This is a genomic window from Lachnospira hominis (ex Hitch et al. 2025) (assembly GCF_040096395.1).
Lineage (GTDB): Bacteria > Bacillota > Clostridia > Lachnospirales > Lachnospiraceae > Lachnospira > Lachnospira hominis.
In genome coordinates this window covers 73249-93955 of record NZ_JBBMES010000002.1, presented here as the reverse complement: position 1 = coordinate 93955, position 20707 = coordinate 73249, and the positions used below count along the sequence as shown (strand labels likewise).

At 36.4% G+C, this 20707-nt stretch carries 17 protein-coding genes; 4 read left to right on the top strand and 13 right to left on the bottom strand.

Features of this window, described 5'->3' with window-relative positions:
- Positions 1-73: 73 nt before the first annotated feature.
- From cysK to WMO38_RS02205, 10 genes are all read right to left on the bottom strand, one after another.
- Complete coding sequence (cysK, locus tag WMO38_RS02250) at positions 74-1015, bottom strand: cysteine synthase A (protein ID WP_021865775.1); 942 nt, start codon at positions 1013-1015, stop codon at positions 74-76.
- Between the two features lie 253 nt (positions 1016-1268).
- On the bottom strand, positions 1269-1850 hold the full coding sequence (locus tag WMO38_RS02245; protein ID WP_349161272.1) for a hypothetical protein: 582 nt from the start codon (positions 1848-1850) through the stop codon (positions 1269-1271).
- A complete protein-coding gene (locus WMO38_RS02240; protein WP_349161271.1) occupies positions 1847-4042 on the bottom strand; it encodes a hypothetical protein in 2196 nt (731 codons plus the stop codon). The genes WMO38_RS02245 and WMO38_RS02240 overlap by 4 nt, the downstream gene beginning before the upstream one ends.
- A gap of 29 nt (positions 4043-4071) precedes the next feature.
- Complete coding sequence (locus WMO38_RS02235; RefSeq protein ID WP_349161269.1) at positions 4072-5457, bottom strand: hypothetical protein; 1386 nt, start codon at positions 5455-5457, stop codon at positions 4072-4074.
- Between the two features lie 28 nt (positions 5458-5485).
- The gene (locus WMO38_RS02230) at positions 5486-5854 is read right to left on the bottom strand and encodes a LytR/AlgR family response regulator transcription factor (protein ID WP_349161268.1); all 369 of its coding nucleotides are present in this window, start codon (positions 5852-5854) and stop codon (positions 5486-5488) included.
- Positions 5855-6011: 157 nt separating this feature from the next.
- Positions 6012-6452 (bottom strand): threonine/serine exporter family protein, encoded by a 441-nt coding sequence (locus WMO38_RS02225; RefSeq protein ID WP_021865780.1) that lies wholly within the window; start codon positions 6450-6452, stop codon positions 6012-6014.
- Positions 6449-7216, bottom strand: a complete 768-nt coding sequence (locus WMO38_RS02220) for a threonine/serine exporter family protein (protein ID WP_186835895.1) — start codon at positions 7214-7216, stop codon at positions 6449-6451. The genes WMO38_RS02225 and WMO38_RS02220 overlap by 4 nt, the downstream gene beginning before the upstream one ends.
- Entirely contained in the window at positions 7152-8465 is a 1314-nt protein-coding gene (eno, locus tag WMO38_RS02215; RefSeq protein WP_349161267.1) for a phosphopyruvate hydratase, read from the bottom strand. Before eno ends, WMO38_RS02220 begins: the two co-directional genes overlap by 65 nt.
- Before the next feature lie 88 nt (positions 8466-8553).
- The gene (locus tag WMO38_RS02210; protein ID WP_435390969.1) at positions 8554-10365 is read right to left on the bottom strand and encodes an ABC transporter ATP-binding protein; all 1812 of its coding nucleotides are present in this window, start codon (positions 10363-10365) and stop codon (positions 8554-8556) included.
- A gap of 1 nt (position 10366) precedes the next feature.
- On the bottom strand, positions 10367-12097 hold the full coding sequence (locus tag WMO38_RS02205; protein ID WP_349161266.1) for an ABC transporter ATP-binding protein: 1731 nt from the start codon (positions 12095-12097) through the stop codon (positions 10367-10369).
- Between the two features lie 546 nt (positions 12098-12643).
- Here WMO38_RS02205 and WMO38_RS02200 point away from each other — a divergent pair.
- The 3 genes from WMO38_RS02200 (at position 12644) to WMO38_RS02190 (ending at position 15991) form a co-directional block, all read left to right on the top strand.
- Positions 12644-13282, top strand: coding sequence for an ECF transporter S component (locus WMO38_RS02200; RefSeq protein WP_349161265.1), 639 nt, complete (start codon positions 12644-12646; stop codon positions 13280-13282).
- Complete coding sequence (locus tag WMO38_RS02195) at positions 13257-14309, top strand: P1 family peptidase (protein ID WP_349161264.1); 1053 nt, start codon at positions 13257-13259, stop codon at positions 14307-14309. Before WMO38_RS02200 ends, WMO38_RS02195 begins: the two co-directional genes overlap by 26 nt.
- 146 nt (positions 14310-14455) lie before the next feature.
- Complete coding sequence (locus WMO38_RS02190; RefSeq protein WP_349161263.1) at positions 14456-15991, top strand: methyl-accepting chemotaxis protein; 1536 nt, start codon at positions 14456-14458, stop codon at positions 15989-15991.
- A gap of 205 nt (positions 15992-16196) precedes the next feature.
- On the opposite strand, the gene WMO38_RS02185 is transcribed toward WMO38_RS02190, so the two are convergent.
- Positions 16197-16382, bottom strand: a complete 186-nt coding sequence (locus WMO38_RS02185) for a hypothetical protein (protein WP_349161262.1) — start codon at positions 16380-16382, stop codon at positions 16197-16199.
- Positions 16379-16693 (bottom strand): GHKL domain-containing protein, encoded by a 315-nt coding sequence (locus WMO38_RS02180; protein ID WP_349161503.1) that lies wholly within the window; start codon positions 16691-16693, stop codon positions 16379-16381. Before WMO38_RS02180 ends, WMO38_RS02185 begins: the two co-directional genes overlap by 4 nt.
- Before the next feature lie 197 nt (positions 16694-16890).
- Here WMO38_RS02180 and WMO38_RS02175 point away from each other — a divergent pair, with 197 nt between their 5' ends.
- On the top strand, positions 16891-17940 hold the full coding sequence (locus WMO38_RS02175) for an AraC family transcriptional regulator (RefSeq protein ID WP_021865790.1): 1050 nt from the start codon (positions 16891-16893) through the stop codon (positions 17938-17940).
- Between the two features lie 127 nt (positions 17941-18067).
- Here the strand turns inward: WMO38_RS02175 and WMO38_RS02170 are convergent, their stop codons facing one another.
- On the bottom strand, positions 18068-20443 hold the full coding sequence (locus WMO38_RS02170; protein ID WP_021865791.1) for a phosphoketolase family protein: 2376 nt from the start codon (positions 20441-20443) through the stop codon (positions 18068-18070).
- Positions 20444-20707: the final 264 nt, after the last annotated feature.

Below are 20707 nucleotides of genomic sequence, written 5' to 3'. Positions count from 1 at the left end.
CCTGTATTTTCAAATACACATACAAAAAGTTCTTTTATTATTATACGAATTCATTCTGTTTTGTCAAGCCTGATTACTCAGCTGTGCTGAATAATGCTGTTGAAAGATATCTGTCACCTGAATCCGGAAGAAGTGCAACAATAGTCTTTCCTTTATTTTCAGGTCTCTTGGCAAGAATGTCTGCTGCCTTTAATGCGGCACCTGATGAAATACCTACAAGTATTCCTTCGCTTCTTGCAAATGTTCTTCCTTCTTCAAATGCATCATCATTTTCAATTGTAATAACTTCATCATATACCTTTGTATTCAATACTTTTGGAACAAATCCGGCACCTATTCCCTGAATCTTGTGTGCTCCAGGTGTTCCCTTTGAAAGAACCGGGCTTGTTGCAGGTTCTACAGCAACAATCTTAATATCAGGATTCTTTGACTTCAAGTATTCGCCTACACCTGTAACTGTTCCGCCTGTACCAACACCGGCAACGAATATATCAACTTTTCCATCTGTCTGTTCCCATATTTCAGGACCTGTTGTTGCCTTGTGTACTGCTGGGTTAGCAGGGTTATCAAACTGTCCCAGAATAACAGCTCCCGGAATTGACTCTTTGAGCTCTTCTGCCTTTGCAATAGCACCTTTCATTCCCTTAGAACCTTCTGTAAGTACAAGTTCTGCACCATATGCTGCCAGAAGATTTCTTCTCTCAACACTCATTGTATCAGGAAGTGTAAGAATTGCTCTGTAACCTTTTGCTACAGCTACTGCTGCAAGACCGATACCTGTATTTCCTGAAGTTGGCTCAATAATTGTAGCCCCCGGCTTTAATTCACCCTTCTTTTCTGCATCTTCAATCATTGCAAGTGCTACTCTGTCCTTAACTGAACCCGCCGGGTTAAGATATTCAAGCTTAACTAATATATCCGCATCAGTTGCACCTGCCTTGGCTGCATATCTTGATGCTCTTAAAAGAGGTGTTTTACCGATTAATTCCAAACTGCTCTCAACTATTTTACTCATATCAAATCCTCCTTGTTTTTGCGAAGCAAACAAGAAAAACAAAGTTTTTCTTGTTATCGCGGTATTCGCCAAGGTTTTAAGCAAGCTTAAACTTTGGCTCATTACTCGCGTAAATCCGACTCCCATAATAGGCATAGGATTTTAGTCTCCTTGTTTTTATTCCTACTGTTTTAGTATGATTGCTATGTTTTGAATTATATTCCCTATATTCCTAGTTGTCAAGTAGGTTTTTGACGTTTTTTTATTCTCTTTTTTAAAATGAGCCACTTGTATTTCTATACTTACCGTAATACCACATTTTATACACACTGTATCTGTCATTTGAACAGTCAAGCAAGGCATTAAGTTTATCTTCTCCACGCATACCGCCATTCATTGCCGAGACACGGAATGTAACTTTAATATATGGTCTGCCGTCACACATTACCAACTCTTTGTCGCATGATTCTATGTCCAGCTTTAACATTTCAGATTTTTTGATATTCTTGACATTATAAAATTTGTTATTATACCACTTTTCTATTATTGATGTCATATCAGCCTTCACATCATCTGTAATTAATTCTTTTGCATCCGAATTGCCATTATATATGCTTATAACTTTTGATAATGTTTCATCAACAGCTCCCGACATATCAATATTGCTATCATACAATGGCTCTTCTTCCCATATATACTTCGATTCCGATTTTGACGGCACATTATCATTATCGGTCCGTGACTGCATCTGTGACTCATTCTGTGAATTATTGCCGGCTGGTTTATTATCATTACCACTTGTGCACCCTGTCACCATAAACATTGCAAGACATATAATAAATATTAATTTTTTCATGATACCCTCCATTTTCTCAGAGCAATAATATAAATAACCAGCCCTGATATAATCATCATAACAGGCATAACAAACATTCCTATGCCTCCTGCAAACCTTATATAATACCTGTTAAAATCAACCGGTATTACAACAGAAAGATAATACATAAATGGAACTTTCAATATATAAAGAACGTGTGGCAATAAAATTACCACGGAAAGTGCAACTGACCTCTTATAATCCATAAAAAATGAAATTCCCAATACCATAAATCCTATGACAATAAACATTATCAGCCTTATAATCTGACACAATGCCATATACCCACGGATTGAAACTTTTAGTGGAAATGCTGCAAACGTAATAAGGCTTTGAACCGGTGCATTTATATTGTTAAATGTATATAAAGATACTTCATTAGTGTAATTAAAAGCTAATGATATCCCCCATATTACAACTGCTGTCAATGCCACTTTCACAGTCTTATTAATCCATGTAATATTCCTCTTTTTTGATGTTCTCGAAAGTACATACATTCCACATTTTCTTTCATATGAAAAATCCCCGGCAGTCATCAGTATAATTGCAATTATACAAATAAGATTAATGCTCTCCTGATTATTATAATTACGCTCTCCCAGAATATCATTATAAGTATCCGGCTTTACAATAACTGCATTGATAGATTTTTCATTGCTGATTTTTCTTACATGTTCAACAGTTGAAACCATGACAGCATATGCACTTTCCATATCTGAAACAGACTTTTTCTGGTTATATGTAAGATTTTCAATCTTTTTTAATTCATCTATATTATTTTTTAAAGCAGATATATATGTATCACATTCTTCATCAGGTATCCGCCCCGAAAATTCATCATAAAAGTTTACAAGATACAAATTGTTGTTACTATAATTAACGCCTCTGTATATCTTACAATTTGCAAACAGATATATTGCCAGAATAAGAATTATAAATCCTTTCTGAATTATAAATGACTTATAAAATTCCATAAAAACCGAATTGGTTCTGCCAAAAATCTGCTGCCATAATTCTCTTAATCTCTGATATACTTTATCTAAAAATCCCTGTTTCCGGTCCGGATAGATATAATATCCCATTAAAAGCATGCCACAAAAACCAATACATGCAATAACTGCCGTCAACACAAATGTTGTCCCCGATATATCGGCAATAAATCCCGTATATCCCCAATTTTCATATATAAAATACGAATATTGCGGTATTATCACATTAATAATATTTACATAATGTAATATACAAAGTGCACTATTCTTTTCAATATTGTTATATAAAAGATATTCACACAAAAATATTGCAAGAATAACAACCATTGCAATCTTATAATTCTTAAACATACTCACAAACAAATACGAAATTAAACCAAAAGATATCATTGCAACAGCGAATATCGCACAATACATGATAAAAAACTGCCATATGCTTATTTTTAGCGGAAACATTGAAAACATCTGTGAACTTTGTATCGTAACATTCAGATACCTGATGCCTCCGTACATATAAAGAAACATTCCGTATATTAATGTATTAAAAATATATGAACATATAAAACTGAACAGACACAATATTCCACATCTTTTTAATATAAGATTGACTCTTCCGCAGGATGATGCATGTGTAAGATAAATCATGCGGTTATCACGCTCATCCACAAAAATAACAACGAGCATTATAATCATTATGGCAAATATAACAGAGCCTTCCTTAAAATCCATGAATTTCTCAATCGCTGCGGTATTTGCCGGAGTAACATCCATATCCGCCAGTTTTTTTATGTCTTTTGCATATTTTTTTGCATTTAATCTTCCGAAATTATCCTCGTCGGCATACAGGCTGCTATTTAATATCTTTTCATATCCTGCCATATCCGTTACTTTGCTTTTATAATTTTGTGCATATTCTATTTTATCTTTTAAGACTGCCCTTGCCTGACGTATATACTGTGCTTCTTCGTTATCTTCAAGTTTCACCGAAAACACAGACTTATAAGCTTCGTCCTGTGACATTTTATTAAGATTGCTTATATATTCATCAGTCAGGCTGCTATAATAATCATATGCCTTTTTATCATTATCATTGTTTGTTTTAAAAATGCACATGCCTGCAGCTATAACCAATATAACAATAACAATGCCCCAAATTTTACGAAAAACTCTTACAATTTCCATATACCACACCTCACTCCCCATATATAAAACTAAGGTGTAACATTAATAATCTTACAATTTCCTGTTCCTATATCTTTCTTGTCAATAACAGCATAAGAATATGTTGTAACAGTTTTTTGCTGTCCTCTTAACTTTTCAACACATTCTTTATATTTTTTTATATTCTGTTCTGAAAATTCAACCCCTGTTTTAGAATATCCTTCTACAGCAAACAACATATATCTGCTGTCTCCGTTAAAAAAATCAAACTGTAATCCATTCCCCTCTGTTCCCACTTGATTTTCTTTTGCATACTCGTCATTTGTTGTGAATTCTATAACGTCAACAATATTTCCTTTTGTATCCAATATATCAAGTTTGTTTTTTAATTCTTTATTTTTTCTATTTTCGACAATGGAAAAATCAACACGTTCAAGAATATAAATATACTTATCATCAATTCCGAGAAAGTCTGTATACGCTTCCTTTTTCCCTGTGTCCTGTGATAAATCAATAACAAATATCTCTTCATTATCTTTTGAAACTGTATTCATCTTATTAAGTATATATGAATCTTCTGTCAGTGAAATAAAATACATATTTCCCGATTCATCAATATATGCACCATTATTCCAATCATCAGCCTCGCCTCTGAAAATACTTCCGTCTGACATGTGATCGTAAACTTTTGACACATTATTGTCATTAATATCTATACTCTCAAGTACATAATCATTTGTAACATCTGTAATGCCGCTTACAAGTTTTACATATACCTTTTCGCCAACAGGATACAATGTAATTGTCTCTCTTATACCATATACAGTCGAATATTCTTTTATAAACTGTGGCTGTGTATTTGTGCCAACCTGTACGTAATACAGATACTGCGTCTTTTCGGAAGTTAAAATATAATACAGCTTTCCGTGGCTGAAACATGCTCTCTGCCTGCTGCTTACAACAGACATTCCATTAACCGAAAGTACCGCTTCTGTCTTTTTGTCACGTCCGGTTTTATCATATGAAACAAGCAGGTCTTTCTCATCTGTTCTTTCAATCATATAAAGACGGTTATTATAATACCATAAACCTCCGGTTACTCTGCTTTTATCAGACACATATGCATCACAATCCTGCGAATTATGTTCACAATTAAGCTTAGTACAAAGAGGCATAACACTCTTATTAACCATATCAAAATAATACAAAAATCTTTCAGAGCCTGTAGATATTGCAGCATCACCTATAAAATAATACCCGCTTGGTGATGCCGCACTGCTATTACTCATATAATACTGAGGTGCATCATTATCAAACACGTAATCACTGTATTCATAATCAACATTTTCAGACGATCTGCCTTTATTTGAACAGCCAACAAATATCATTACCGCAAATGCCGGTATTAAATAAAAAAGTTTCCTGTATCTTTTCATATATTTCCCTCACCATACATTAATTAAATTAATAATCACTATCTTCTATTATCTTTCTGTACTTCCCAAAAATATTATAAATATTCTTCCTCTTTGACTGACTTACAGGAAGAACAGCTCCGTCCATTAACTCAACATGATTATAGCTTGTATTTTTTATGTATTTACAATTTACCAGATAAGACTGATGTGTCCTCACAAATGGCACTTTATTCAAATCAGCTTCTATATCACTAAGTTTGCCATAAAACTCAATTTTTTCATTGTCTGTTTTTACCATGCATATTTTTCTTTTATCGCTGAAAAAATACTTTATTTCATCGGTCATTATATTCTTTATACTTTTATTTGAAATATAATTAAATATGTAGTCATCATTTTTTATCGTCTCAGTCATCCCCGCCACCTATATAATGTACCTCTCAAATAACATATACTCACGAATTTGATTTCAACTTTTTTTGTTAGAAAATTTAAAATCTTTACTTATATTTAACACTTTTCGACATGTTTTTGCAATACTTTTTGAATAAATTACAACCTAATTGTAATAATCAATCAGTTTGCGGTCTTTTTTTTACAATTTTCTTTATTGCAACTACAAATGCATCAACAAGAAAGATTGCAATCGCAATCGCTCCAGCTGCACCTATCGTATATACGAGGCTTGATAATGCACCATCCATGTCTGACAGAAACAGATTATAGACGGTCTGATACATTCCTGCTCCCGGAACAATAGTAAGAATTGCGGGAATAAGCATCGTCGTAACCGGTGTCTTTAATATTCTTGCAAGTATATGTGAAGCAACAGCAAGCACCAGCCCTGATACAAAAGTTGCCGTAAGCATTGTTGAAATTCTGTCTATATATAAGTAAACTGCCCAGCCTGCCATTCCAAGAACACCATTTATAAAAAGGCACTTTTTAGGTGCTTCATTTATCACTGAAAAACTGATAATTGCACAAAAGGCAAATATACACTGCATAATCATCTCACAACACCTCCCATTATAAGAAATCCGACATATACACCAAGTGCAATCATTGCTGCACGGACAAATGATTCAAGAATTTTGGCATTTCCAGCCGCATAATCTCCATGAAGTGTATCACGTATAGCATTGGTTATTGCGGCTCCGGGAACAAGAACCATTATTGCACCAACAATAACATGATTAAGGTGAAGCTGCGGATTAAATCTTACAAAAAGCGATGCAATAACCGAAATAATCACGGAAGAAATCAAATCCTGTATCAAATCATTAAATTCAGTTACTTTTCCAATATGCAGCCATCCGACAAGACATAGCCCCACTATTCCTGTATAGAACATGTCTTGCCAGTTTCCTCCAAACATACCTGTAAAAAAAGCAACTCCAAGAATTATACATATATCTTTAAGCCACCATGGATATACATTTCTTTTCAGGTGTTTTATCTGATAAAAAGCCTCCTCAAGCGTAATTTCACCTTTATAAAACTTTCTTGAAATATCATTGACGCTTGCTATCATATTAAGATTAGTTGTGCTTTTATTTACACGACGTACAACTGTAAGTGCGTCAATATCAGGGTCATCAAGAGAAATCATAAATCCAGTCGAAATAACAAACGCCTGTGTTGTTTTAAGTCCTGACACTTTGAGAATATAATTTATTGTCTCTTCAACCCTGTAAATTTCAGCACCATTTTCAAGCATTACCGTTCCTGCCAGTGCCGCCGTATCTATCAGTAATTTGTAATCCATATTTTCCATTAATTTCATCCTCTATTCTAAGCAGCCTGTTATACTTTGCGACTCTCTCACTTCTGCTTGGTGCCCCGCATTTTATCTGGCCTGCATTAAGGCCTACAGCAAGGTCTGCAATAGTCGTATCTTCTGTCTCACCCGAACGATGCGATATAATCGCTTTATATCCGGCTTTGTGAGCCATCTTTACAGCTTCAATTGTCTCAGACACGGTTCCAATCTGATTAAGCTTGATAAGAATTGCATTGGCACATCCGCTCTCTATTCCTTTTTTTAACCTCTCAGTATTGGTGACAAATAAATCATCTCCTACAAGCTGACATTTGTGTGCAAGCCTGTTTGTAAGCATTTTCCAGCCTTCCCAGTCCTCTTCGTCTAGTGCATCTTCAATAGATATAACCGGATATCTGTCAACTATCTGCTCCCAGTGTATAACAAGTTCTTCAGAAGTAAAAGTATTTTTTGACTTAGGAAGCTCATATTCTCCACACACACTTCCCTTCCATTCGCTTGCTGCCGCATCAATTGCAAGTGCAAAATCTTTTCCCGGAATATATCCGGCTTTTTCTATTGCATTTACAATATAAGACAATGCCTCTTCATCGCTTACAAGGTCAGGTGCAAATCCTCCCTCGTCTCCAACTGCTGTCGAATACCCGTCTTTTTTTAATATACTCTTCAAAGTGTGAAATACTTCAGCACACATACGAAGCCCTTCCCTGAAATTCCCGGCACCAACAGGCATTATCATAAATTCCTGCACATCAAGCGTATTACCCGCATGTGCACCACCGTTTAATATGTTCATCATAGGTACAGGCATAGTATCAGCTGCAATTCCACCAAACAGTCTGTAAAGAGGAATCTTTAATGACGCAGCCGCAGCATGTGATGCTGCTATAGACACCGCAAGTATTGCATTGGCACCAAGTTTTGACTTATCTTTTGTTCCGTCAGCTTTAATCATTGCCGCATCAATGGCATAAATATCACAAGATTCCATGCCCTTTAATGTGTCGTTAATAACTGTATTAACATTTTTTACAGCATTAAGAACACCTTTTCCCATATACCTTTTTTTATCATTATCTCTTAATTCCAGTGCCTCATATATACCTGTTGATGCACCACTCGGTGATATCCCATATCCTACACTTCCATCCGATAATTTTACACACGCTTCAACAGTCGGATTTCCTCTTGAATCCAATACTTCTCTTGCAGTAACTTCTTCAATAATGCTTCCGGATTTCATATATGCACTCCTTAATTAACTGTTTTAATATGATTTTTCAAAAGCATTATTCCCCAAAAAATCATTTATTAAACAGTGCATATTATTTTTAATCTAGTTCTGCTTTTCCTGTATATAATTCGTAATATCTTCCTTTCATTGCAAGAAGCTGCTCATGTGTTCCCCATTCTATAATTTCTCCATTCTCAAGAACCATAATGGCATCCGCATTTCTTATAGTAGACAATCTATGTGCAATTACAAATGTAGTTCTGTCTGACATAAGTCTGTCCATTCCATCCTGAATCTGACGCTCTGTAATTGTATCAACTGAACTTGTCGCCTCATCCATTATAAGCACCGGTGCCTTGGATAATGCCGCACGGGCAATATTAAGAAGCTGCCTCTGGCCCTGACTGAGATTAGAGCCATCTCCCTCCAGCACAGTATCATATCCTTCTGACAAATGACGTATAAAGTAATCAGCATTGGCAGTCTTTGCTGCCGCTATAACCTCCTCATCAGATGCATCAAGCCTTCCATATCTTATATTCTCCATGACTGTTCCCGTAAAAAGATGTGTGTCTTGAAGTACAAGTGCTATATTCTTACGCAGTTCTTCCATATTTAATGTTCTTATATCCCTGCCATCAAGCGTAATTCTGCCGTCCCATATTTCATAAAATCTTGTCAGCAGATTAGTTATTGTTGTCTTTCCCGCTCCTGTTGAACCTACAAAAGCAATCTTTTGTCCCTTTTTCGCAACAAGACTTATATGTTTTAATACAGGAGTATCTTTTCTATATCCGAATGTAACATCATCCATGACAATCTCACCTTTCACATTGTCAGGAATATCACCCGTTACATCTTCCACTTCCATATCACATATATCAAACACTCGCTCTGCACCGGCAAGTGCAGAAAATATTGTATTCATCTGCATTGTAATCTCATTAATCGGTCTTGAAAATTGTCTTGCATAAGTTACAAATATCGTAAGTCCTCCGATGTCAAAGCCTTTAAGCACACATAAAATACCGCCAATCATAGCTGTAAGCGAATAATTGACCTGTCCGAGATTTCCTACAACAGGTCCCATAATTCCACCAAAAAACTGTGCTTTTATCTGCTTGTCTTTCAAGTCATAATTATATTTTCTAAAATCTTCCACTGCCTGTTTTTCATGGCAGAAAACCTTGACAACTCTCTGGCCGCTTATTGTCTCCTCTATACACCCGTTTAGGGCACCGAGCGACTTCTGCTGTGCTGCATAATACTTCCTGCTTCGTGACACAAGAAATCTGCCGGAATAAATAATAACAGGTGCCATGACAAATGTTATTAATGAAAGCCATATATTGGTATATATCATCATCGCAAATGTTCCGACGAGCGTCATTATTCCGGAAAACAGCTGTACTGCCGTGCTGTTTAACATCTCACCTACAACATCAACGTCATTAGTATACCGGCTCATCAGATCACCCTTGCTGTTCATATCAAAAAATGATACCGGAAGCTTCTGCATATGTACGAATAAATCACGCCTTAAAGAAAACATTGCTCTCTGTGACACTTTTAACATAAGCTTTGCCTGGAAATATGTTGCCAGAACTCCCAGAAGATAAACCGATGCCATAACAACAAGTGCCATCGCCAGACTCTTTATACCGCCATTTTCATTAAATCCTATAATATAATTATTAATCACCGGTCTTAACATATACGATGCCGCAAGCGTACTGGCTGTACTCGCGAGAACACAACACAATGCACCAGCCAGCTGAAGTTTTGTCTCTTTCATATAAGAAAAAAGACGGATTATCGTATTTTTAGTATTCTTGGGTCTTTCTTTCTTTTTTCCCATAGACCCGCCGGTTCCTTTCATGGCTCCGGTAACTCCGCCCATTGGTGGCATATTACCCCACCTCCTTACTTATCTGGATATCAAATATTTCCTTATATAAAGGACATGTCTTTAAAAGTTCTTCATGTGTTCCAAATCCCTTTACACATCCATTATCCATGACAAGAATCTCATCAGCTTCCATAACTGATGTAATTCTTTGTGCAATAATTATCTTTGTCATATCTGAATACTTTCCATATAATACATTTCTTATATATTTTTCAGTTGCAGTATCAACCGCACTTGTCGAATCGTCAAGAATCAATATCTTAGGATGCTTTAATAAGGCTCTAGCAATACAAAGTCTCTGCTTCTGTCCGCCCGACACATTAGAACCACCTTGTCCAAGCTGTGTATTATATCCTTCTCTAAAGCCTCTTATAAACTTATCAGCCTGTGCGTCTGCCGCTGCCTGTGCAATCGTTTTTTCATCTGCATTTTCATTGCCCCACCTGAGATTTTCATAAATATCTCCCGAAAACAGCGTATTTTTCTGAAGTACCATGCCTATACCATTTCTTAAATTATCAAGCGAATACTCTTTGACATTAACTCCATCCACACATACTTCACCCGCATCAACATCATAAAGACGAGAAATAAGGGACACAAGTGTAGTCTTGCCACTTCCTGTCGGACCGATAATACCAAGTGTCTGTCCTGCTTTTACATCGAAGCTTATATTCGACAAGACATTTTCTTCACTGTTCTTATAATATCTGAACGACACATTTTTAAATGATATATTTCCATCCTCAACTTTTCTTTCCTTATATAATGCATTATCATCTGTCAGGTCAATCTCTTCTTCAAGCACCTCTCTTACTCTTCTAAATGATGCGACTGCTCTTGCCCAATTTAAAAATACAATTGAAAGCATCGTAAGGCTTCCCATAATCTGGACTATATAATTAGTAAATGCCGTAAGGTCGCCCACCTGCATCTTCCCACCTATAATCATGTTGCCGCCAAACCATACAACAGCAACGGTCGTAGCATTGAGTGCAAGCGTCATGACAGGCTGATACTTAATCATAATATTCATGGCATGGATATTTTTATCAAACAAGTCCTTATTATGCTCATCAAAACGCTTTTCTTCATAATCTTTTCTCACAAATGACTTAATAAGCCTTATGTTGACAAGCCCCTCCTGAACGCACGAATTAAGACAGTCAATGCTGTTTTGCAAAGCCTTGAATCTTGGAAATGCCTTTTTCATTATTATAATAATAGAAATAACAAGTACAGGAACGACAATTATAAATACAATAGCAAGCGATGGACTTATTACAAATGCCATAGTTATTGCACCTATAAGTATTCCCGGAGACCGAAGGCACGCCCGGAGTGTCTGCATTATCATATTCTGAATCTGCGTAATATCATTGGTAAGCCTCGTAATAAGCGACCCTGTTGAAAACTTATCTATATTGTTAAATGAAAACTTCTGTATCTTTTCAAATAAATCCATACGCAGGTCAGCACCAAAATTCATGGCTGCATTAGCCGCAAACCATGCACCAAGCACGCCTCCGACCGCCATACATACTGCCACTAAAACCATGACAAGCCCGATTCTTGTTATATATCCTACATCATGATTGGCTGCTCCGACATTAATAATCTTTGACAACAGCCATGGCAGGATAATCTCACCCGCAACTTCAACCAGCATAAAAATTGGTCCTAAAATATAATAATAAACATATGGCTTTATATATTTTAAAAATAGTTTCATAAATGCCTCTTTTCTTTTCTATATCTACTTATACGCTCATACTATATAGTTATAGTATATAGTATATTACTTGAAAAATCAACTATATTATTTCTCATTTACATTGTTTTTTTTTATAACTTGTGCTAATATATCAATGAGCGTTATTCTTTAAAGAAAATGCATCAGCTTTATTCACTATATTTTATTTTAAATACTTTTAAAAAGAACCGACCTTTAAGGCGGTTACATAACAAACTGTTCTGACAGATTGTATTAGCAAAAGTATTTATTCTGATGTCAGACATTCATGTTGCTAACAAGCCTTGATGTCTCTTTAATTTTAGCGTTCATTTTTATCCCTATATTTAATTAAAAAAGAAGAAAATCCTTTCATCATCATGAGGCATATTGCATCAAAGATGCACATTAGGATTTTGCTTCGCAAAACAAGGAGGCAATCCTCTCCTCGCTTGAGGAGCTCGGATTTTGCTTCGCAAAACAAGGAGGCAATCCTCTCCTCGCTTGAGGAGCTCGGATTTTGCTTCGCAAAACAAGGAGGATATTATGAATTCTAAGGGAAACACAAAATTTTTAGTCGAGCTTGCGTTAATGGTCGCAATTATTATCGTTATGGCTCTCACACCACTCGGTTATATTAAAACACCGGGACTTTCTGTAACACTTTTGACTATTCCGGTAACTGTCGGTGCCGTAATGTTAGGTCCTGCCGGCGGTGCGGTATGCGGTGCGGCTTTTGGTCTCACAAGCTTCTACCAGACTTTCGGCATGAGTGCATTCGGTTCTGTACTTCTTACAATCAATCCGTTTGGAACATTTATCACTACAGTTGTAATGCGTGTACTTGAAGGCTGGCTTACAGGTCTTATATTCAAAGCACTCCGTCAATCAAAGCACCTTACAAAGGCATCATTTTACATTGCAAGTCTTGCATGCCCTCTTCTTAATACTCTGCTTTTCATGAGTTCACTTGTAATATTCTTTTACAACACTGAGTATATACAGGGCTTTGCTCAGGCATTTGGTGCCACAAATCCATTTATGTTCGTAATCGCATTTGTAGGAGTTCAGGGTGCTATTGAAGCCGTAATCTGTTTTGTTGTAGGAAGCATTTTAACACGCACGCTTTACAAGGTTTTAAAAGCAGGAGGCGTTAAAAATGAATCAGCAAAATCTGTTCTTTAATGAAATTGATGTAAACACTGCAACCAACGGCACACTTGGATTTAAACTCGGTCATGCAGCAGACAATAAATCCAAAACCGGCGTATCGGTAATATACTTTCCTGACGGTGCAAAGGTTGGCTGCGATATAAGCGGCGGAGGTCCCGCCTCAAGAGAGACCCCTCTTACAATGCCGCTCACAGCTGACAATCCCGTAAATGCAATCGTTTTTTCAGGCGGCTCAGCATATGGACTTGCCGCATCAGATGGTGTAATGAAATGTCTTGAAGATAATGGTATCGGATATGATACCGGCGTCGCTAAAGTTCCGCTTGTATGCCAGTCATGCATATTCGACCTTGGTTATGGTAATTCGCATGTCCGCCCTGACTACAAAATGGGTTACGAAGCATGCACAAACGCACTTAACCGCTCATCTGCTGATTTTACAGCCGGTGATTCCGTTGAAGCAAAAAATCATGAAACATCAGAGATTATCGGCAATGTCGGTGCCGGTACAGGTGCAACCGTCGGTAAAATCGGAGGCATGAATTACGCACAGAAATCAGGTCTTGGAATACATTCTGTGAGAGTCGGAAAACTCACACTCACAGCCATTGTTGTCGTCAATGCACTCGGTGACATTTTCAATCCCAAAACAGGAGAAAAAATCGCCGGATTCCACAAACCTGACCGTTCAGGCTTTGCCGACAGCATAACAGCAGCACTCCACAATATGCTGCCAAAAGACCCATTTACAGGAAATACAACAATCGGTGCAATTATAACAAATGCTGAATTTTCAAAAGCCGAGATGGGTAAAATCGCTTCAATGACACGAAATGCCTATGCAAGATGCATCAATCCTGTAGGCACAATGGCAGACGGCGATACAATATATGCTGCAAGTATTCCATCCGGTAATGAGCCTGTGAAAGCAGACATTAATATTGTAGGTACTCTCGCAGCCGAAGTTATGTCAGCAGCCATTTTAAAAGCAGTTAAATACTCACATATTTCTGATGAAGAATATTTAAAAAACATTTAAATAATCACAAAAAAATCATGCCGGCTTTCAAAAACTACCGACATGATTTTTTTGTTGTAAATTATCCGAATACAGACTATAATTATTTTATACAATTTCGTAAACCAATTTAATATCTATGTTAATTACACAGAAATGGAGATTTTATGAAAAAACAGACAGATAAAATAATTAATAAAAATTTCAAAAAAGTAGAAAAGAAAATCGAGAATCATGCTTCCGAGCTGGAACGCAACAACAAAATTGCAATGTATTCACACCTTGTTGAAGTTATTATTATAACTTTATTCTGCATCCTTGAAGCCGCAACAAGAGGAAAATCATGGCTTTTTGTAATAATTCTTACAACAATCGGCTTTGCACCTGTCATATGCGAATTCATAGCATGGGGGAAAAACCATGAATCACAGGCAATACGCCATTTTGTAGCAATTGGTTATGCCGTATTTTATACATGCACAATATTTACAACTTCATGCAGTGCAATATATGTTATGGCTCTTCCAATGATATTCATCGTATCTGTTTACAATGATTTCAAATACATGCTTATGGTAAACACAGGTGTTGTAATTGAAAGTTTCATATCCGTATTTATCGGTGCGTCAACCGGAAAATTTGGTTATCTCGGACTTGATGCAGCTGCAATCCAGATTGTAACAGTATTAATAACAGGTGTACTCGCATGTCTGCTCGCACTTACAACAAAGGCAAATGCACAGCAGAAAATTGATGTCGTTAAAGAATCACAGCAAAAGACACAGGAAGTTCTTGACGATATTTCCCAGATGTCTGCACATATGCAGAATGGTATTGCAGAAATATATACGCAGCTTGAAAAGTTAAATGATTCAGCAAAACTTACACAGTCAACAATGGTTCAGGTTTCTACCGGTGCTGCCGATACAGCAGACGCAGTACAGAACCAGCTCTCACAAACTGAAGAAATCCAGAAAAAAGTCAGCCTTGTTGACACTGCTGCAAATGAAATATCTGACAGCATGATGGAAACATTAAACATACTTACAAGCGGCAGCAAAGATGTTGAACAGCTTGTTGCAAATGTAGATATTTCAGTTAAAAACGGTCAGCATGTGGCAGACAAGCTCTCTAACCTCAGTGTACGTATTAAAGAAATGCATTCAATCATAGCAATGATTGAAGAAATTGCTTCACAGACAGAATTACTTGCCCTCAATGCAAGCATTGAAGCCGCACGAGCCGGAGAAGCCGGTAAGGGCTTCGCTGTAGTTGCAACTGAAATTTCAAAAATGGCAACTCAGACAGGTGATGCTACAGAAAATATAACAAAACTTATTGAAAATATTTCAACTGCTATTGAAGAAGTTGTAACTGTAATCTACGAAATGATTGACGGAATCAACACAGAAAAAACTTCAACCGAAAGTACAGCAAAGAGCTTTGACAATATTCAGAATAATACATATGCAATACGCGATAATGTTGAACAGCTCACACATAGCATAATTGAACTTAAAAATGCCAACAATGTAATTGTCGATTCTATCCAGACAATATCCGCTGTTTCACAACAGCTTTCAGCACATGCTTCTGAAACTACTAATAATGAAGAAGAGAATGTCAAAATCCTTGAAAGTATTGCAGATAAAATGCATGGTCTCATTGATACCGTCAAGGAAGACAACTCTGCATCTTTATAAAATTCAACATAAAAAACATCTGGCAGTGTTAAAATCTGTCAGATGTTTTTTATCTTAATTATAATTTATCTTACTTCAGTTTCTCGTTCAATTCATCAATCATTGCCAAGGCCTTGTCTTTATCCTTTTCACCTATATATTTTGTAACTGAAAAAAGCCAGCTTCATTGCTATTATAAGTGCAGCCTGCAAAATAAGTGATATAATTACACTTTGCATGCCGCTGTCGTCATTGACATAGAAAAACTTATATGTGGCTCCGAAAAAAATGACATAAACATAATAATAAATGCCGATAATTTTGATTTTTTAGGTGTCAGCATAAATGTAATAGCTACCAGTTCAATACCAGAGCCAAAAAAATACAAAAAGAAATTAATCGCAGTTATCATATGCCTTCCTCCTGATTATTCGTATATACAAGAGAAAACATAGTACTGTATATGCCATCTTTAAAACCGTATTCAAGCCTTCCGTTATACTGCTGTGCTATGTCATCAAGAATTTTCATTCCCCATCCGTGTTCTGAGCTTCTGATTTTCTTTTTCCGATTCTTATCTGCCGAATTTTTAACAAGATGGTTGCTGCCCTCTATATATATTATTGATTTATATGCTACAGTCTGAATCTGTCCACGCTGTTTTATTACAAGCTTTTGTAAATTCATGTTTCTTTTTGAATTTTCAATCTTATATTGAATCATCACAAACTGCAATATCCATATTTATACGCTCCCGTTTATACATATTAATAAAATATGCCTTTTACTTATAAAATAATATTAACATTATTTTTGACATTTTTCTATATTTTTCTTGAATTTTTTTAACATTTTTACTTGCAATTTAAAAATATTGTGTTATATTATCAATATACATTTTATAAATTTGGTGGTTATATATGGATTTGCAGTCTCTTACAAAACAACTTATATATGATGAACACAATATCGAAACTCCCGATATCTATCAGAAGTTCGGCATTGTCTGTCCTGAATATTCATCCCGTGATATAGAAGTAAAGGAATATCCCATGCCCGACAAGGAGCATTTATTTACTCTGCTATGGGATATACCTGATAACAGCAGCCTTTATGCAACTATTCTTCCATGTGATACACCATTTACATACAGCTGTCATTTTAAACATGGCATGAGAACCCAGATGCACTCACATGAATATCTTGAATTATTTTATATTATTGACGGAGAATACCGTCAGAAGATTCTCGGCAGCGAATTCACATTCCATAAAGGCGAACTGTGCCTTATAGATAAGAACTGCCAGCATCAGGAGATTCTTGACAGCAGCAATGCAACTATTCTGTTTCTTGGCATAACTAACTTCATGTTTGACGATATTGTAAAGCATCATGTTACGACAGAACGTATTTCTTCTTTTTTAAGCACTGCATTACTTGAACAGAAAACATTACAACAATATCTTCACTTCCGTCCACATTCCGATGGAAAAGTTTTAATGGAGCAGACACTTACAAGCCTTGTTGAAGAACTAAAGCGTCATGATGAAGCCTCTCCTTTTATATGTCAGGGACTTCTCATAAGAATTTTTCACATTCTTAGTACCAAATATGAATTTTCTCTGTCAAAGCAGCTCCGCAAACGTATGAATTGGATTCTTTTTGAAGAAATCACTAATTATATCAATAATAATCTTAATAATATTTCAATTATGCAGCTTTCCAATGAATTTCATTTTCAGGAAGATTACTTTAACCGGCTGCTCAAGAGCCAGACTGGTCTTACATATACGGAATATCTTCAGTCACTGCGTCTCAAAAAAGCTGAAGACATGCTGATTAACACTGACCACACAATTGACACGATTTCTCACGAAGTCGGATACCAGAACAAAGGATATTTTTATAAAATTTTCACTGACAAATATAAGATTACGCCGGCACAGTTCCGTAAGAAAAATAAGTCATAAAAAACTTTGTTGATTTAATTTTACATAAAAATGAAAATGCAGAGCCAACCATTTAGTATGCCCTGCATTTTCTATAGAATTATGTAAGAAAAGGTATCTATTATAGCAAATTTATTTAATCATATAGTTACATATCCCATTTCCAATCCCTAATTTCCGGCATATCAATACCATATTCATGGATATACTGTTTATGTTCAACAAGCTTGTCATTCATTTCCTGAACAAGATATGAACCCCTGTTGCCAAGCTGTGGAAGATACTTAACAGCATTCTTTACAAGATGGAAACGGTCAATTTCATTCTGGACACGCATATCGAATGGAGTTGTGATAGTTCCTTCTTCCTGATATCCATATACATGAATGTTTCTGTTAGTTCTTCTGTATGTAAGTTCGTGAATAAGTGTATGGTAACCATGGAATGCAAATATGATTGGTTTATCTTTTGTAAACAATGCATCATATTCTGCATCACTTAATCCATGTGGATGCTTTGACTTAGGCTCAAGCTTCATAAGGTCTACTACGTTGATAACACGAATTTTAATCTCCGGAAGTGCCTTTCTTAAAATTGTAACTGCTGCAAGAGTCTCAAGTGTAGGTGTATCACCGCAGCATGCCATAACAATATCAGGTTCCTGACCCTGGTCGTTACTTGCCCATTCCCAGATACCGATACCCTGTGTACAATGCTTTACAGCCTGCTCCATTGTGAGCCACTGCTGTCTTGGATGCTTAGATGTAACAAGTACGTTTACATAGTTACGGCTTCTGATACAATGGTCAAAACATGAAAGAAGACAGTTAGTATCAGGTGGAAGATAAAGTCTTACAACATCTGCTTTCTTATTGGCAATATGGTCAAGGAATCCCGGATCCTGATGTGTAAATCCGTTATGATCCTGCTGCCATACATTTGAACTTAATATAAGATTTAATGATGCAATAGATGCTCTCCATGGAAGCTGGTTACATACCTTCAGCCATTTTGCATGCTGTGCACACATTGAATCTACAACTCTGATAAATGCTTCATAACTTGCAAAGAATCCATGACGTCCTGTAAGAAGATACCCTTCAAGCCAGCCTTCACACATATGCTCACTGAGCATTGAATCCATTACACGTCCGTCCTGTGCAAGGAATTCATCTGTATCATATTTTTCATTATTCCAGTCACGGTTAGTAACTTCAAATACTTTTCCAAGTCTGTTTGACATAGTCTCATCAGGTCCGAATATACGGAAATTCTTGGCATCATCATTCAACTTAAATATATCTCTTACAAATCCGCCAAGTTCAATCATATCCTGTGCTTCAACGGCACCCGGCTTAGGAACGTCAATTCCATACTCACGGAAATCTGGAAGTCTCAAATCTCTTAAAAGCTTACCACCGTTAGCATGTGGATTAGAACCTATTCTTCTGTCACCTGCAGGTGCAAGTTCTTTAAGTTCAGGTATAAGCTTTCCGTTCTCATCAAAAAGTTCTTCAGGATGATAACTTTCAAGCCAGTTCTTAAGCATATCAAGATGTTCAGGCTTATCCATCATGATAGGTACCTGATGTGCCCTGAATGAGCCTTCAATCTGATTGCCATCTACTTCCTTTGGACCTGTCCAGCCCTTTGGTGTACGAAGTACAATCATAGGCCACTTAGGTCTTTCTGTATTATTATTTTCTCTTGCGTCTTTCTGGATTGCTTTAATCTCATCCATTACAGTATCAAGAGCTTCTGCCATCTTTCTATGCATTTCCATAGGATCACTACCCTCAACAAAATATGGCTTCCAGCCGCATCCGTCAAAGAAATGCTCAAGTTCTTCATGTGAAATACGTGCAAGAACTGTAGGATTGCTTATCTTATATCCATTAAGATGAAGAATAGGAAGAACTGCACCATCTGTCTTAGGATTTAAGAACTTATTACACTGCCATGATGTTGCAAGAGGACCTGTCTCTGCCTCACCATCACCAACTATACAGGCTGCAATAAGATCAGGGTTATCAAATACTGCACCAAATGAATGTGCAAGTGAATAACCAAGCTCACCACCTTCATTGATTGAACCAGGTGTCTCAGGTGCAACGTGGCTTGAAATACCGCCCGGAAACGAGAACTGCTTGCAGAGCTTTTTAAGTCCATCCATATCCTCACCGATGTTTGGATATACTTCACTGTAAGTTCCTTCAAGATATGTATTGGCTACAAAGAAATTTCCGCCATGGCCCGGACCTGAAATAAGAATCATATCCTGATCATATTTTTTAATTACTCTGTTCAAATGAACATATACAAAATTCTGTCCCGGAACTGTTCCCCAGTGACCAACAATCTTCTTTTTTACATGTTCCATAGTAAGCGGCTCACGTAAAAGTGGATTATCAAGTAAATAAAGCTGTGCTGCTCCGAGATAGTTTGCTGCACGCCAGTAAGCATCCATCTTTTTAAGGTATTCATCTGTAACAGGCTGTTTTTCAACAACATTTGTTTCTGCCATGTCGCTTTCCTCCTAAACTCATTCTTCTATAAATCTTTTTGTTTGATTTTGTTATATTTTAGACAATGATTTTATTCATTACAATACCCAAATCCTATTACTTTTTTCAAAAGTTACCTATTCCGACTTGTATTAATGTGTATAAAGCAAGTCAAAACTACAGCTTTACACAGACTTTATAATCATAATCAATTTATTACATATTTTTATCAGAAAACTTAATACAAATCTACCAAATTATTTTGACATTTTGGTACTAATTTG